A 14960-nucleotide genomic window follows, 5' to 3' on the forward strand; every position below is an offset into this window, starting at 1 on the left:
TTTTCTGAACCATTCAGGATGCGTTAAGTACAAGATCAATGAAGCACTACAGGAAGTTCACATGAAATGGACCATGTTTGCCGCCACCTTGTTTTCACTGGCGACTCCAGCCTTCGCCCAGATTCCGGACAAGGTTGCGCAAGACGCCTACATCTATGCCTACTCGATTGATGAGGCTTACAAGTTTTTCTATAAAACGGCGGTCAAGACCGATACCCCCCTGAATCGCTTCCAGAACATCAGGCACCTGGCCGATGACACCTACACCGATCACCCGACCATCAACAACGACACCCTGCACCTCATGGGCTGGCTGGATGTGGCCTCTGAACCCGTGATTGTCAGCGTGCCGAACATGGACAAGGGCCGCTACTGGATCTTGCACACCATGGACATGGGTCACTACACAACATCAATGATCGGCTCGCGCACCCGCGGCACCGAAGGCGGCAATTTCATGTTCGCCGCAACCGATTGGAAAGGTGAAGTACCTCCCAGTGTGGACGAGGTGGTACGGGTTGACTCTAATCTGATCAAGCTCATGGGGCGGATCATGGCCACCGGGCCAAAGGATGAAAAGATAGCGCTCAACTATATGGATGACTGGAACGTGCGTACGCTTTCAGTCTACCTAGGCCTGCCAGGACCGAAGGAAAAACAGCGAACCTACCCCGACCCGGCAAAGACTGACTGGCTACAACGAGTCAACTTCGTGCTCTGCGACGGCAACATGGGCCAGGCTGATAAAATCTGGCTGGATCAGTTCACCTCTGTTGGCCTCAAGCCGTGCAAGGAAGACTTCACCCAGGATCAACTCGCCGCTGCGCAAAAAGGCGAAGAACTGGGCATGAAGCACATCAAGACACTCGCGCCAAAAATGACCGACTCCACCCAGTTGCTGGGCACCCGTGAACAACTTGGCGATGGCGCACGTGACCTGTTCGCCGAAGGCACTTACCTGGGCCAGTGGGGCCTGCCGCCAGAGGAAAGCACTTACCTCAAATCGGAAACAGGGAGCGACGGCAAGCCAATCAACGGCTCCAATGGCAAGGCGTACCGAATGCACTTCAAGGCTCCGGACGTTAGCCAGTTTTGGTCATACACCGTATATGGGTCCGACAACCGACTCATGGCCCATAACGAACTGAACCGTCATAGCCGTGGCGACCGCACCTTGAAAGCGGACGCTGACGGGATGTACACCATCGAGCTTGCTGCCAAAGGGGACGCTAACAACCCTAATTACCTGCCGATCCCGGAGAAGGACGCCTACATCATCTTGCGTATGTACGGCCCTAGCAAAGACGTGCAGAAAGGCAGTTATAAATTTCCGCCTCTGCAAGTGGTCAAGCCTTAGCTGCCTCGCGGCCCGGTAGCTCAAACCTGCAGAGCTATCGGGCAATGTCACCAATGGAATTCATTGCCCATAGCAAACGCGCTGATATGCCCCCTGCCAAACTGACCTCGCAGCCCCCATCTGCCTGACCACTCGATAAATCGCCATTGATGGGGTCGATATCCCTCCCCTGCACTAGGTTGTTACGCGCGCCAGCACAGCCTAGCCACAGGTATATGGACCTATCTCATTGTTGCCATAGATGGGCTGTTTCAGGGGCCGGTATGCCAGGTATTTTATCAATACGGCAGGCTAGAGCGCCGTAGCCTTGTTCGACAGCCCACATTCTTGCACCACCAGACAACAGGCAAAAAAAAAGCGGTAGCCAGTTGGGCTACCGCTTTGCTCAATAAACAGGTTAGTGTTTTTTGTGAGCAGTCGGCTTGATTAACCAAGCCGCCAGAGCAGGCAGAAGCAAGATCGCCCCGAACATATTTACCAGGAACATAAACGCCAGCAGGATGCCCATGTCTGCCTGGAACTTCAGGGTTGAGAAGGCCCAGGTGGCAATCGACAAGGTCATGGTCACGGCGGTAAATACCGAAGCGGTACCACGCTGTTTAAGCGACTCAACAAAGGCCTCGCGCAGGTCCATGTTGCGCTCATGCATTTCGTGTTTGATCCGCTCGAACAAGTAGATGCCGTAGTCCACGCCCACACCAACGCCCAAGGCAACGACCGGCAAGGTATTGACCTTGACGCCAATCCCCAGGAAGGCCATCAGCGCGTTGCACAGCACCGTTACCAATGCCAGTGGAATAATGACGCACAGGGTAATGCGCAGTGAGCGGAACATGATCAGGCAAAGAATGCTGACCGAGGCGAACAGTGCAATGTTCACCAGCTTGTCGCCGGCGTGCACCACTTCGTTGGTCGCAGCCATTACGCCGACGTTGCCCGAAGCCAGCTGGAACTCAATGTCGTCGCTGTCGTATGCCGCCTTGAAGGCTTTGACCTTGTCCATCAATTTGCTGATGGTGTCGGCTTGGTGATCCTTGGTGTAGATGGACACCGGAATCGCGTTACAGGCCGAGTTCATATACTCGGTGCCGACCCGTGTAGCAAAGCCAACACCCTGGGCGATTTGCGGCGTCGACTCAGGCAGCACGCGCCACTTCAAGTCAGTCTCGGCATAAGCCTGGGTTACGTTGTTGACGAAACCGGACAGGCTGCGCACCGAGGACACACCGTCGTCCTGGCGCAAATAAAGCTCGAACTCGCTGATCGGGTCGAGCACTTCACGCTTGACGCAGGGCGTTTCATCACCCTGCGCCTTGACGATGATCTGCAATAGATCAACACCAATGGCGAACTCACTGGTGATCATGGCGACGTCCTGGTTGTAACGCGAATCAGGACGCAACTCAGGCACCCCGGCACCGAGATCACCAACATGCAGCTTGCGCGCTTCATTCAGGCCAAATACCAGCAAGCCGGCAGCAATCAATAACGCCACGGTTGCACCACGACGCGTCGCCAATACCCCAAGCTTTTCCCACAAACCTGCGCCCATGGTTTCCTTGCCGCGCAGGCGCTGGGCGTCATCAGCCGACAAGCGCATGAACGAAAGCAAAATCGGCAGCAGCATTTTGTTGGTGATGATCATCACCGAAACACCGAGGGTGGCGGTGATTGCCAGCTCGCGAACCATTTCGATATCGACGACCGCAATCACCACAAAACCCAAGGCGTTCGCCAGCAAGGCAACCGCGCCCGGGATAAAGAGTTTCTGGAAGCAATTGCGCGATGCGGTGACACCGTCGGCACCATGCAGCGTTTCAAGCTTCCAGGCATTGGTCATCTGCACCGCATGGGAAACCCCGATCGAGAAGATCAGGAAGGGCACCAGGATCGACATCGGGTCAAGCGTAAGCCCAACCAAGGGCAGCAAGCCCAGCAGCCAAACCACCGGGACCACCGCGCAAATCAACGCCCAACTGGTCAGCATCATTGAGCCGGAGTACCAGAACAGCAGCACCGCCGTGATCAGGAATGCAACGATGAAAAATACCATGACGCCAGAAGCGCCTTCGGCGATGTCACCAATCGACTTGGCAAAACCGATGATATGAATGCTGACATCGTCAGTCTGGTTTTCTTGGCGAATGGCCTCGAGCTTTTTGGCGACGGTTTGCAGATCGAGGCGCTTGCCCGTTTCCGGGTCGTTCTCCTGCAGGTTGGCCACCACCATTGCCGAAGACAGATCATTGGAGACAATCCGCCCAACCCAGTCGGACTTGAGTGTGCGCTCACGCACCTGGGCGATTTGCTCTGGCCGTCCCGCGTAATCGGACTCAACCAGATTACCGCCAGTAAAACCGTCCTCGACAACCTCGGTATAACGCACGTTTGAGGTGAACAGCGAGGTGACTGAGCTGCGCTCAACGCCGTTGATGAAGAACACTTCATCCGAGACTTTGCGCAGGATGCTCATTGCCTCGGGCGTGAAGACTTCGCCCTTGTTGTTCTTCACCGCCACCAGAACTTTGTTCGCGCCACCGAAGTCCTTTTGATACTCCAGGAAGGTCTTCATGTATTCGTGGTGCAGCGGGATCATCTTGAAGAAGCCCGCCTCGATCTTCAGCTGGGTGGCGCTGTAGCCAAGACCAAGCGTGATCAAAACGAATAGCGCCAGCAACGGCTTGCGCTGGTGGAAAATCCAATAGGAAAGCTTGCCAACGATGCCGCGGGAAAAATCCTTGCGATTGAGTTCGTCGGCGCTCTTTACAGTCTCTTCATGCTTTTTCACGTAGTTACTCCTGGCGCCCGACATTGATGGTCATCACGCCACGGTCGCCAACCGCCACGACCTGACCCACGTTTAACTGCAGGGCCTTGGCCAGGCTTGCCTGGGTCGCAGCAAGACGCTGGAACTGCTGGCCCTGATCATCGCTGGCCATAAGCAAACCGCTATTTCCGAACAGCACAATGCGCCCGGACTTGAGTTGCAGTCCGCCATTAAAGGCCATGGTGGTAGCCGTTTCAGTCTTGCTCCAGGTGACGCCCATATCCGACGATCGCCAGACGTTGCCACGCATACCGAACAGCAAGAGGTCGCCCGATGCGGTCTGCAACGCGCCGAAGTAACTGCCCTGGTAAGGACTTTCCAGACGCTGCCATGTCATGCCCCGGTCAGCGGATATCGCCAGGGTTGCGCTTTCCCCAACCAGCAGCCAGCGACCATCCTGGAGGGCAATGACCTGTGAAATATGCCGATCGAAATCAGGATCGATAATGCTGACTCGTTGCCAGCTGGCACCTGCATCATCGGATACCAGGAAAAGCCCGAACGAGCCCCAGGTGACCATGCGTCCCTGGCCCATGGAGATGACGCCCAACAGCGCATCGCCATTGGTGTCGGCCTCAATCGACTTCCAGGATTGACCGCCATCCTCGGTGCGCAAGACAACCCCGCCGTGACCTACGGCCACACCTACTTCCGGGCTGTCAAAGGCGACCCCGGTCAGGGTGCGGTTGCTCGGCGTGCGAATACTTTTCCAGGTCTTGGCGGAGTCGGCAGACAGCATGACCACGCCGCGCTCACCCACGGCTACAAGCTGCCTGCCGCTATCGACAATATTGAGCAGCAATACGCGACTGGGGTGGATCGGATAATCAAGCGGAGCTTTCTCAGCCCAACTCAAGCCGCTGACCAAGGCCAGACAGACCCCCGCCAGACATGACAAGTGGCGTAAAAACAACATAAAGGTAAACCTGTATAGCTAACGCACAGGCTTCCATGAAGGAAGCCTGTGCTGTGCCGGAAAGACGTAGAAGCTGTTACTTGCCCAGGCGGCGCAGTGCGTCCGGCTGGAAGTCAACGTAACGACCCTTGATCCCGAATTTCCATGGTGTGGACTCTTCGTTAGCCAGGCCGGCCAAGTAGTAACCACCGTTGCTCAGGTCATGCCAGATGTTGGCGCGATACCAAGGCACTTGGGCATCGTAGAACTGGATCATCGGGTGAACGCCAACGCGCCACAGCGTGCCACGGGTGTCATATGCATCCGAAGCCACGACGGTCCAGGAGTCCTCGTCGAGGTACATGGTCCGCTTGCCGTAGACGTGCTTGGCATCTTTACGCAAGGTGCCTTCAACCACCCATACGCGGTGCAGCTCGTAGCGCATGTAGTCAGGGTTTGGCGTGCTCGGTGTAAGGATGTCCTTGTACTTGACGTCCTTGGAACCGAGCTTGTAGTCGTTGTATGGGATGTACATTTCTTTCTTGCCGACCAGCTTCCAGTCAAAGCGATCAGGCGCGCCGTTGTAACCGTCGAAATCATCGGTTACCCGCAAGCCTTCTGTACCGTCGTTGACGTTATCGTAGGCAAGGTCGGGAGCGCGACGAACGCGGCGCTGGCCGGTGTTGTAGATCCACGCGTTGCGCACTTCCTTGACCTGGTCGATAGGCTCGTGCACCAACTGCACCGTACCTGCCAGGGTCGCAGGCGAGAGAAAGCGTGCGGTGTAGTTAAGCAAGCGGTTGTCCGACTGCTTGTCCATGTTGGCGTCAAATACGCGATTCTCTTTAATGCGCAGGTTGTAGTAGTCACCACTGCCACGCACCGGGAAAGAGCTGTAGCTACGTTCAAGACCGCCACCCAGATAACGCACGGTGTGGTTCCAGATAGCCTCTAGACCATTCTTCGGGATCGGGAACGGCGTCGTCGAACCATTGAGGTTGACCAGGCCAAAGCCGTTAAGCTCAGCATTGACTGCTTCTTGCTTGACCTTGGCTGCCACATCAGCCGGTACCATGGCAGTACGGTGAGTGGTGTATACCGGCATTTTGAAACTTGGGTACTTGGCCAGCAACGCCTGCATGCCAGGGGTCACTTTGTCCTTGTACTGGGCCAGGTTGGCCGCAGTAATGGTAAATAGCGGTTTCTCGTCAGCGAAGGGATCAACATAACCCTGGCTAGCGCTCCAACCCGCAGGTGGCTGAGCCATACCGCCAGTATAGGCAGGAATGGAACCGTCGGCGTTACCCGCCATTTCGCCACCTAGCGGGGTCAGGTCAGCCCCGAGGCGCGCGGCCTCATCAGCAGTAATTTTAGCCTGGGCCGTACCGCTCAGCGCGAGCAGTACAGCAACAGTGAGCCCACCCATTCGAGCAGAATTTATTTTATTTATCATTTACAGAACCTCTGGTTGTTCTATTTGTTAGAAGCTATAGCTGTAGCTCGCTGCATAGAAATCACGGTCGTGCAGCGGGTCGTACTGAGCGCTGTTATCGAAGCTGACATAGCTCAAATCGATTTTTTGCTGCTTGTTGTAATCCAGGCTCAGGCCAATCGAGGTGGTGAGTCGGCCTTCGTTGAATTGGCCGTCCATCGACACGCCGTCCACGTCCTGGCCGAGGAAAACAAAGGGCGATGCCGTAATGCTGGTGCCAAATACGTTGTTGTAATCCAGCTGTCCGCGCAGGCGATAACCCCAGGCGAAATCGGTTACGTAACCATCGTTCTTGCAACCTTGAGGACTGCTGTTGACCAAACCTGCAACCGGGTTCGAGCAGGTGCTGCCACCAGCAGGAATAGATGGATCCGAGCCCAGGCCGTAGATAAAGCCACGGCCATAGCGACGATCACCCTCGCTTTGCGGCACGTTATTCCACTGGAAGCCGACCTCACCCACCACGGTCAGGTTTTGTGCGCCCAGCACGTTTGGATAGAGGTTGACACCGTTGATTTGGAACTGGGTCTTTTCATAACGATCCCAGCCTTCGGTCATCGATGCGCCCTCGAGTATTACGGTCTGCTGCAACTCCGCCAGAGGACCTACACCGCCAATGGCACCGTTAAGCAAGTCAGCACCATTAAGCTGCACAGGCTGGTTTGGCGAGTAGCTCAGCTCGCTGCCGATAGACCAGCCACCAATTGCGGTGGTGAAGCTTGCGCCAAACAAACGAATATCTTCTGGATACTCCCAGGCAGGCCCGGGGGTCTGGCCCGTTGCACCAACCACCACTGATTGCGCACCATCAAACTGCTTTGGCGAACCTGGATTACCGTTACGCACGCTCAAGTACGGAGTGCGCGAGTGGTAGTTCATGTAGTACAGGCCGACTTCGCCATCCAGGGCATCCACCGGAATACGGAAAGACAAGCCCCACTGGCCGCTGTCGCTCGGCTTGTCACCCTTGTACTGAGGTACATAACGGCCACTATTTACGCGGTCTGCAGAAGTACCAGCACCACCCAGCAAAGCACCCACATCGCAATCGCCAAATGACTGGCCGATGTTGCTTTCGGTCACCGACCAGTAATGGCCGCAGCCTTCAACCTCGGTGCTTTCATACTTGAGCTGGTAAAAGGCCTCCATCGAAATGCCTGCTGGCAAACCGATATTGAGGTAGCCCATCCAAACGGGGATCAGTGCTTCTTTAAGCTCGGTACCCGGGCGGCGAAGGGCTGGAACGTCGAGCGGGTTGATCTGGTTGATGCCTTGGATATAAAGGCTCTCACCCCAGTTAACGACCTGACGACCCAGGCGGGCCTGAACCGGGGTGTCATCAAAATAAAAGGTGTTGTAGACATAGGAGTCGAGCAGGTACAGGCCCTTGTATTTTTGCAGGTCGCTGTAGCCGTCATCGTCCAATGGCTTCTTTTGATAGCCGTTGGAGATGTTGCCGTAATTCACATCCTCATGATCAAGGGTGTAGTCGTACCAACCCTTAACACGGATAAAACCACCCAGGTCGCCATTGCGCATCGACAAGTCAGTCACGAACTTGCCAATGGTTGAGAAGCGATCACCCTTGTCGTAGTTGAGGTTGCCAGCGTCGACTGTGCCACTGGTACCACCGGACTTACCGACAGAGGCACCGTTGAATGAGTTATACAGGGCGCTGTCCTGATCTTCGGCCCGCCACTGCGAACCAATAGTAAGCGTGGTGTTCCATTGCCCTTCCCAGCCGTTTTCAGTCTGGAAGGAAATGGCATTTGCAGAGCCAGCGCTGACACAGGCGACCGCAATGGATAGTGGTTTTAGCAAGGCACAGAAATTCGATTTATTGTTATGCATTGGCGACCTCCGGGTGCGCTCTTGCCCTCGGCACTTACTGCGCGCCTAGGATGAGCATTTTTGTTGTGGTCGACATTATGCTTATCAGCCTGCTGAACCTTTTGTCTTTTAATGACACCTTTTTGCCATTAGCTGTCAGCTTTAGCCTGAAATACCCAATACCCGATAAAGCGCGCAGATCTCCTTCCGGCAAACTCCAATTAGAACCAGTCGGTCGATTCCTGACCACCAAGGACGCTTAAATCAGAGCTGCATCATCCCTTCTGAGCGAGGCGACCTGGCTTCATAAACCAATCAGCAATCCCTAAAAAATATGGGGTTTACCAGCAGGTAGCCTGGAGAGTTCTTAGAAAGAGTGGCGTTAAACAGCAGCAAGGATCATAGTCTTTGGCATTGATCCACAGCTATTTGCCCTATGACTGCACTTATAAGAATTACATCGCTCACTGGCTTCCCAGAACTTGTTCGTGAGCTGGGTGGCAACCCCGACAAAATGCTCAAGCGCTTCAATATCGAGCCGCAATTGCTCGAGAGCATTTCCGCTGTCATTTCTTATCGTTCAATGATCAACTTGCTGGAATATTCAGCAGAACAACTAAACTGTGCTGACTTTGGCCTCCAGCTTGCCGAGCGGCAAAGCATGATGATTCTTGGCCCACTGGCGGTTATTGCCCAGAACTCATCAACCGTGGGTGGGGCCCTGCAAGAAATAGCCAAGTTCTTGCATATCTACACCCCAGGCATTTTGCTTGAACTCGACATCAAAACCGATCCCGCTCGCCCGCAATTGATATTGGAAGTCCATCTGCCCGGTTTGACTCGGATCCGGCAAATAACCGAGCTGTCCCTCGGTGTCGCCCATAAAACCCTGCAAATGCTGTTTGGCAGTAGTTTTAAAGCCGAGTCGGTCATGATGCGCACCACCTCAACCTTGCCGCCAATACGCTATCAGCGCTTCTTTGGCACACACGTCTATTTCGGTCAGGCGAGCAATGCACTGGTTATGCGAGCTGAGCATCTGAGCAAGGTTATTGACCAACACAACCAGGAGCTGCATGACACCCTGATCGATTATGTCAGCACCATCAGTGACGCCAATCCGCTGGATATCTGCAACCAGGTCGAGCAACTGATACTGCGCCTATTGCCGACCCAGCGCTGCAGCCTGCCCTTGATTGCCGAACGACTGGGCATGCGCGAACGTTCACTGCAACGCCGGCTGGCCGAGCGCGATGTGTTGTTCGAAGAACTGGTTGACCGAACTCGTATGGATCTGGCTGACCGCTACCTGGTGGAAGCCAAAATGCCCATGGCGCAAGTGGCGGGCCTGCTCGGCTATGCCGAGCAAAGTTCGTTTAATCGCGCCTGCCGGCGCTGGCATGCGATCTCGCCCAAGGAGCGGCGCAAGCAACTGCAAGAGACGCAACTATGACAAGGGCTACCTTTTTCAGCGTGGCAACCGCTGAAAAAGGTAGCAGGCAAAGACAGGACAAGGCGCAACGATCAAGGGAAGTAGCAACCCAAAGGCTGCGATAAGTTTTTTAACGCAGTCATATCGAGCCTGTTCCCCGGGGGCCTTAGTGGCACGCGTAGCCACCATCGACAACCATTTCCGTACCTGTGACATAGACAGAATCATCACTGGCAAGAAACACCACCGCACCGGCCACTTCGTCAGGCTTTCCAAGACGCTTGAATGGGATCTCTTGCATTAACCGTGCATGGAACTCCCGCCCGGCTTCTTCGCCGATGGCCTGAGTGGCATCTGCCACCAATGGCGTTTCAATGTAGCCAGGGTGCAAGCTGTTGACGCGGATGGGGTAGCCCTTGGCCGCGCAATGCAAAGCAACCGACTTGGACAGGAAACGCACCCCTGCTTTAGAGGTGCTGTATGAGAGCGCCGCGGGTTCGCCGCAGATTGCCGTAATTGATGACATGTTGATGATTGAGCCGCCATTGTCTTTCATCAATGGCAATGACTGCTTGCAGCCAATAAATACACTGCGCAGGTTCACATCCATGGTGCGATCAAAGTCGCTCAGGGTGCATTCTTCGATGCTGCCAGGGATGACCATGCCCGCGTTATTGACCAGTACATCGAGACGCCGTTCTTTGTCGTGAATCACACCCAACACGCGCGACCAGTCTTCTTCACTGGTGACGTCATGCCTGTCGAAAATCACATCCAGGCCCTGCTCACGCAACTCCACTTCGGCGCACTTGCCAGCCTCGGCATTGATATCGGTGAAATAAACCTTGGCACCTTCGGCTGCAAGACGGCGAGTAAAAGCTAGGCCCATACCCGAGGCTGCTCCGGTCACCAGAACGATCTTATTTTGTAAACGCATTTGCGACTCCTCACATGCCTCCCGGGGATTAAGGAAGGCAAATTTTTAATCGAACTGCATGGTTGCGCCTGGCAATGCATTTTCGCTGTGCATTTCACGCCCAGTATTTGACATATTGCGCCAGCCTGAAATATCACCATGGCTGACGTCAAATGCCAAAAATTAGGTGCCTAATGACAATTACAGGCCCGTTCTTCAGCCCAATATCCGTAGGTAATTGCAGCCGAACCCCATAAGGAACTGCCATGAAAGCCGCAGTAGTTATAGATAAAACGCTCAGGATCGAGGATGTTGCCGAGCCAATCCCCAAGGCCCACGAGTTGCTTGTCAGCTCATTGGTCTGCGGCGTTTGCGGCTCGGATTTGCATTGCGTTCATAATGCCAGGGAAATGAGTGACTCCAGCCTGCGCGCCTTGGGCAAGGCCATTGTTGATCCCAGCAAGCCAATTTCCCTTGGCCATGAATTTTGTGCGGAGGTTCTTGAACCGCTCAAGGGCGACTCACGCTTTAAGAGCGGCGACCGGGTTGTAGCCTTGCCATTTCTAGCGCGAGAAGACGGCATGGTCTTTATTGGTTCAGCCCCCACCGATATTCCGGGCGGCTTTGCACAACGCATGACCATCGACAGCCGTATGGCCTTTGCTGTCCCCAATGGCTTGAGCAGTGAAATGGCGGCACTCACCGAACCCATGGCGGTAGCACTTCATGCCGTTAACCAGGCCAAGATCACGCAGCGCGACGTCCCCCTTGTCGTCGGTTGTGGCCCTATCGGCCTGGCCATTATCGCCGTGCTGAAAATGCGTGGCATCGAACCCATTGTTGCGGCTGACTTCTCTGCCGGACGCCTGGCCCAGGCGAAAAAACTCGGCGCCGATGTGGTGGTCGATCCGCGCCAGCAGTCGCCGTACGAAGCCTGGGAGCAAGCCGCCAAGACCGATGATGCTGAGCTGTTCGGCGCCATATCGCCAATGCTCGGCGGAACAGGGCGTCGTCCTTCGGTGATTTTCGAATGTGTAGGCGTGCCTGGCATGATCCAGCAGGTCATGGCTGGGGCCGTGTATGGCGCACGCATCATGGTTGTCGGGTTGTGCATGCAGGCAGACCAGATTGAACCGGTGTTCCCAGTGATGAAAGAGTTGAACCTGGGCTTTGCCAGCTTCTATTCGGCCGAGGAGTTTGCCCAAACCCTGCACCATTTGGCCGAAGGTGAGCTCGATGCCAGTGCGATGATCACTGACGATGTACCGCTCTCGCAAATCGCCGATGCTTTCGAGCAACTGGCCACGCCACAAGATCAAATCAAGGTCATGATTCGTCCGAACGCATAACGCTTACCGACCCTGCACGAATACAGGCTGCACCCGATGGTTTATCGCCACCTGTGCAGCCTGTAAGGGACTGTGAGTCAACTTTGAATCAGCACGCGTAGCCATCCAGACGCCGGGTAGGATTGTGAAGCAGCAAAGTTGAAATGGGGATGACGAGGCAGCTCACATCTGCAGCGCGATTGCGCCATGGCGACAAGCGGAAATCACCGCTTATGCTAAGTCGCCTGTGCTGCCTGGAGAGAAAGCGCTATCAGTGGCTGCTGAAAACCTGGGCGATGCTAACGCTGGGGCTTACAGGTTTTTTAGCCTGGACATCTGTTTTTATGGCCCAGGCGCTACCCAGGAAAATACTCACAAGCGACAGTGCAATTAGATGATTGCGCATATGTTGAATCTCCCCTCGTAGGGATTTACTTGTTATTTGACCTGAATAATCGCACTCCCCTTTTCGGACTAATTGTCATTTCCTGTCAGCCAGTTGTCATTTAACGACAAGCCTAAGGCGCCTCGACAACCCATGGTTACAGGGCATCACAACTGCGCTTGAAATTTTCCAACCCGATCAGAGACTTGCCATTTAAAATGGCGGGCAACTTTGCAAACGTCGTGATTTATGAATCCTGCAGCCCTGAACACCCTCAGCATCCAGCTGACCGAAGCCCTCAACCATGTTCCTGCTGAAACACGCCGCCTGTTCCATGGTCGCGGTCGCCTCTGGGCGGGGCTTGAGCACGTCACCGCTGACTGGCTGCAAGGCGTTCTATTGGTGTCGCTGTTCCGCGAGCCCGAGGCAGGCGAGCTTACAGCCCTGAAACAGATGCTGATGCAACTGACCCAATCGACGGCCTGGCAGGCCAGCCAGGCGCAGACGTTGCTGCTGCACCATCGCTACCTGCAGGACAGCAGCATGGAGGTGCTTCATGGCGAGATGGTTGATGAACGTGTGATCAGTGAAGACGGCCTGAACTACCTGCTCGACCTGGGCAAGAAACAAAACAACGGCTTGTTTCTCGACATGCGCCTGGGCCGCCAATGGGTACGCGAACATGCACAAGGCAAGCGGGTGTTGAATCTATTCGCCTACACCTGCGGGTTTTCCCTGGCGGCAATCGCAGGTGGCGCCGAGCATGTGGTCAACCTGGATATGGCGCGTGCCGCCTTGAGTCGTGGCCGCGACAATCACCGCCTTAACCAGCATGACATGAGCCGGGTAAGCTTCCTCGGACACGAGCTGTTCAAGTCCTGGGGCAAGGTCAGCAAGCTCGGCCCCTATGACTTGATCATTATCGATCCGCCGTCCTTCCAGAAAGGCAGCTTTGCCTTGAGCAAGGATTACCAGCGCATCATCCGCCGCCTGCCAACGCTGCTGACCGAGCAGGGCCTGGTGCTGGCCTGCGTCAACGACCCTGATGTCGGTCCGCAGTTCCTGATTGATGGCATGGCCAATGATGCACCGGGCTTGCGGTTCGAGCAGCGCCTGGCCAACCCGCCGGAATTTGCCGACATTGACCCAGACAGTGGTTTGAAGGCACTGGTATTTAGCCAATCGACAGCTACTGGGCAAACAGCTCAATAACCAGTTGCCTGGCAGGCTCTCAACCGACCAGGCTCAGGCGCTGGCACCGCCGACCAGATCTGCCTTTACCCCAGCCTCATCCGCCGTCACCAGCTGGTTACGCCCCTGCTGTTTGCCGTAATACAGGCGTCGGTCTGCACAGCGATAGAGTTCGTCGACACTGCGCCCATCGCTTGGCCATTCAGCCACGCCAAAGGTTGCCGAGAGTTGAATCTGCTGCTTGCCGTAGAGCAAGGGCGAGCTGGCCAGTTGTTTGCGCAAGTCTTCGACCAGAGGCTTGGCACCTTTGAGATCGGTATTTCGCAGCAGCAGGCCAAACTCTTCGCCCCCCAGCCGGCCCATGCTGTCAGTGGCGCGCAAACGCTTCAAGATTGACGAGCACAGGTGTTTGAGCGCCATGTCACCGGCCACGTGGCCCCACTGATCATTCACTTGCTTGAAATGGTCGACATCGAGGATCACCAGAACCACAGCCAGATTGCTGCGCTCGGCTTCCTGGATACTGCGTTCCAGCGCCTGCTGGAAGCAACCGCGACTGTCGACCCCGGTCAAGGCATCGGTCTGCGCCAGCCGCTCAAGCTGACGATAGGCTTGCGCACGCAGGGTCTCGTAGATATGCACAAAGGCGATGGTCAACAGGCCGCAAAGGATAGCATTGCCTACATCGATCAAGCCTTCGGCATCCAAATCGTAGCGATGCTGCTGGAAGTACAAGAGCGTCGACACCACCATGAAGGGCACCGCGACCAGAAACCCCCGGGCCCGGCCAAGCAAGAGATAACTGAGCAATGGAATCATGTAGATCCATACGAATGCAGTCGCCGAGGCTTGCGGCATGACGATGATGTAGACCAGAAAACATGCGGTCGGCAGGACGTAGAGGTACACCCAGGGAGTCAGGTGCCGGGTATAGACAATCCGCCAGCCGCCCAACACCAGTAGCACCGAGGCGCAGAGTTCGAACAGAGCGAACAGGTGATTGCCGGAAAGGAACTGCAAGACCGCAAAGCCACTTAGCGTAATGCCAGTCGCGATCAAAATAATCCGCATCAATGTACGCTTGCTGGCGTCTTCGATACCCGAAGCGATTAGCTCGTCGTTAATGCGGTGCTGGGGGCGCAACAGTGACATCCTATTATCCTGACCGCGTGGGTAACTTCTTATCCAGTTATAGCACTGCAATAGCACCATAGTGAACAATTGCCACTATACAAGCCCATGGCGTTGATAGCCCTCGCGCAGAGAAATTAATTAAGCAGAGGCTCCAATATCCATGGAACCTCTCC

General features: G+C 55.3%; 10 protein-coding genes. 4 read left to right on the forward strand and 6 right to left on the reverse strand.

All coding sequences use genetic code 11. The features are described 5' to 3' along the window. The first annotated feature begins 61 nt into the window (after positions 1 to 61). Positions 62 to 1357 (forward strand): DUF1254 domain-containing protein, encoded by a 1296-nt coding sequence (locus tag CHB79_RS20210; protein ID WP_089361216.1) that lies wholly within the window; start codon positions 62 to 64, stop codon positions 1355 to 1357. Between the two features lie 397 nt (positions 1358 to 1754). Here CHB79_RS20210 and CHB79_RS20215 read toward each other — a convergent pair whose 3' ends face one another. The 4 genes from CHB79_RS20215 to CHB79_RS20230 form a co-directional block, all read right to left on the reverse strand. Then, complete coding sequence (locus tag CHB79_RS20215; protein ID WP_245851597.1) at positions 1755 to 4145, reverse strand: efflux RND transporter permease subunit; 2391 nt, start codon at positions 4143 to 4145, stop codon at positions 1755 to 1757. Positions 4146 to 4149: 4 nt separating this feature from the next. Beyond that, positions 4150 to 5100, reverse strand: a complete 951-nt coding sequence (locus CHB79_RS20220) for a WD40/YVTN/BNR-like repeat-containing protein (protein WP_245851600.1) — start codon at positions 5098 to 5100, stop codon at positions 4150 to 4152. A 76-nt stretch (positions 5101 to 5176) separates the two neighbouring features. Next, on the reverse strand, positions 5177 to 6532 hold the full coding sequence (locus CHB79_RS20225) for a DUF1329 domain-containing protein (RefSeq protein ID WP_089361218.1): 1356 nt from the start codon (positions 6530 to 6532) through the stop codon (positions 5177 to 5179). Between the two features lie 27 nt (positions 6533 to 6559). Next, complete coding sequence (locus tag CHB79_RS20230) at positions 6560 to 8422, reverse strand: DUF1302 domain-containing protein (RefSeq protein WP_089361219.1); 1863 nt, start codon at positions 8420 to 8422, stop codon at positions 6560 to 6562. Positions 8423 to 8837: 415 nt separating this feature from the next. Between CHB79_RS20230 and CHB79_RS20240 the strand changes: the two genes are divergently transcribed. Then, on the forward strand, positions 8838 to 9854 hold the full coding sequence (locus tag CHB79_RS20240; protein WP_089361221.1) for an AraC family transcriptional regulator: 1017 nt from the start codon (positions 8838 to 8840) through the stop codon (positions 9852 to 9854). 145 nt (positions 9855 to 9999) lie between these two features. On the opposite strand, the gene CHB79_RS20245 is transcribed toward CHB79_RS20240, so the two are convergent. Further along, a complete protein-coding gene (locus tag CHB79_RS20245) occupies positions 10000 to 10770 on the reverse strand; it encodes a glucose 1-dehydrogenase (protein ID WP_089361222.1) in 771 nt (256 codons plus the stop codon). A 245-nt stretch (positions 10771 to 11015) separates the two neighbouring features. Between CHB79_RS20245 and CHB79_RS20250 the strand changes: the two genes are divergently transcribed. Together CHB79_RS20250 and CHB79_RS20260 are read left to right on the forward strand one after the other, a co-directional pair. Then, a complete protein-coding gene (locus tag CHB79_RS20250; RefSeq protein ID WP_089361223.1) occupies positions 11016 to 12098 on the forward strand; it encodes a zinc-binding dehydrogenase in 1083 nt (360 codons plus the stop codon). Positions 12099 to 12711: 613 nt separating this feature from the next. Then, positions 12712 to 13674 (forward strand): class I SAM-dependent methyltransferase, encoded by a 963-nt coding sequence (locus CHB79_RS20260; protein WP_089361225.1) that lies wholly within the window; start codon positions 12712 to 12714, stop codon positions 13672 to 13674. 33 nt (positions 13675 to 13707) lie between these two features. Here CHB79_RS20260 and CHB79_RS20265 read toward each other — a convergent pair whose 3' ends face one another. After that, positions 13708 to 14805 carry a GGDEF domain-containing protein gene (locus CHB79_RS20265; protein WP_010485999.1) on the reverse strand — a complete coding sequence of 366 codons (1098 nt, stop codon included), beginning with the start codon at positions 14803 to 14805 and terminating at the stop codon, positions 13708 to 13710. Positions 14806 to 14960 lie beyond the last annotated feature (155 nt).

It is taken from the genome of Pseudomonas segetis, from assembly GCF_900188155.1.
In the GTDB taxonomy this organism is placed as follows: domain Bacteria; phylum Pseudomonadota; class Gammaproteobacteria; order Pseudomonadales; family Pseudomonadaceae; genus Aquipseudomonas; species Aquipseudomonas segetis.

Excerpts from the sequence above, each read along its gene's own strand:
- CHB79_RS20250 (WP_089361223.1), top strand. The coding sequence starts at position 11,016 with ATGAAAGCCGCAGTAGTTATAGATAAAACGCTCAGGATCGAGGATGTT.
- CHB79_RS20240 (WP_089361221.1), top strand. The coding sequence starts at position 8,838 with ATGACTGCACTTATAAGAATTACATCGCTCACTGGCTTCCCAGAACTT.
- CHB79_RS20265 (WP_010485999.1), bottom strand. The coding sequence starts at position 14,805 with ATGTCACTGTTGCGCCCCCAGCACCGCATTAACGACGAGCTAATCGCT.
- CHB79_RS20210 (WP_089361216.1), top strand. The coding sequence starts at position 62 with ATGAAATGGACCATGTTTGCCGCCACCTTGTTTTCACTGGCGACTCCA.
- CHB79_RS20260 (WP_089361225.1), top strand. The coding sequence starts at position 12,712 with ATGAATCCTGCAGCCCTGAACACCCTCAGCATCCAGCTGACCGAAGCC.
- CHB79_RS20230 (WP_089361219.1), bottom strand. The coding sequence starts at position 8,422 with ATGCATAACAATAAATCGAATTTCTGTGCCTTGCTAAAACCACTATCC.
- CHB79_RS20220 (WP_245851600.1), bottom strand. The coding sequence starts at position 5,100 with ATGTTGTTTTTACGCCACTTGTCATGTCTGGCGGGGGTCTGTCTGGCC.
- CHB79_RS20245 (WP_089361222.1), bottom strand. The coding sequence starts at position 10,770 with ATGCGTTTACAAAATAAGATCGTTCTGGTGACCGGAGCAGCCTCGGGT.
- CHB79_RS20225 (WP_089361218.1), bottom strand. The coding sequence starts at position 6,532 with ATGATAAATAAAATAAATTCTGCTCGAATGGGTGGGCTCACTGTTGCT.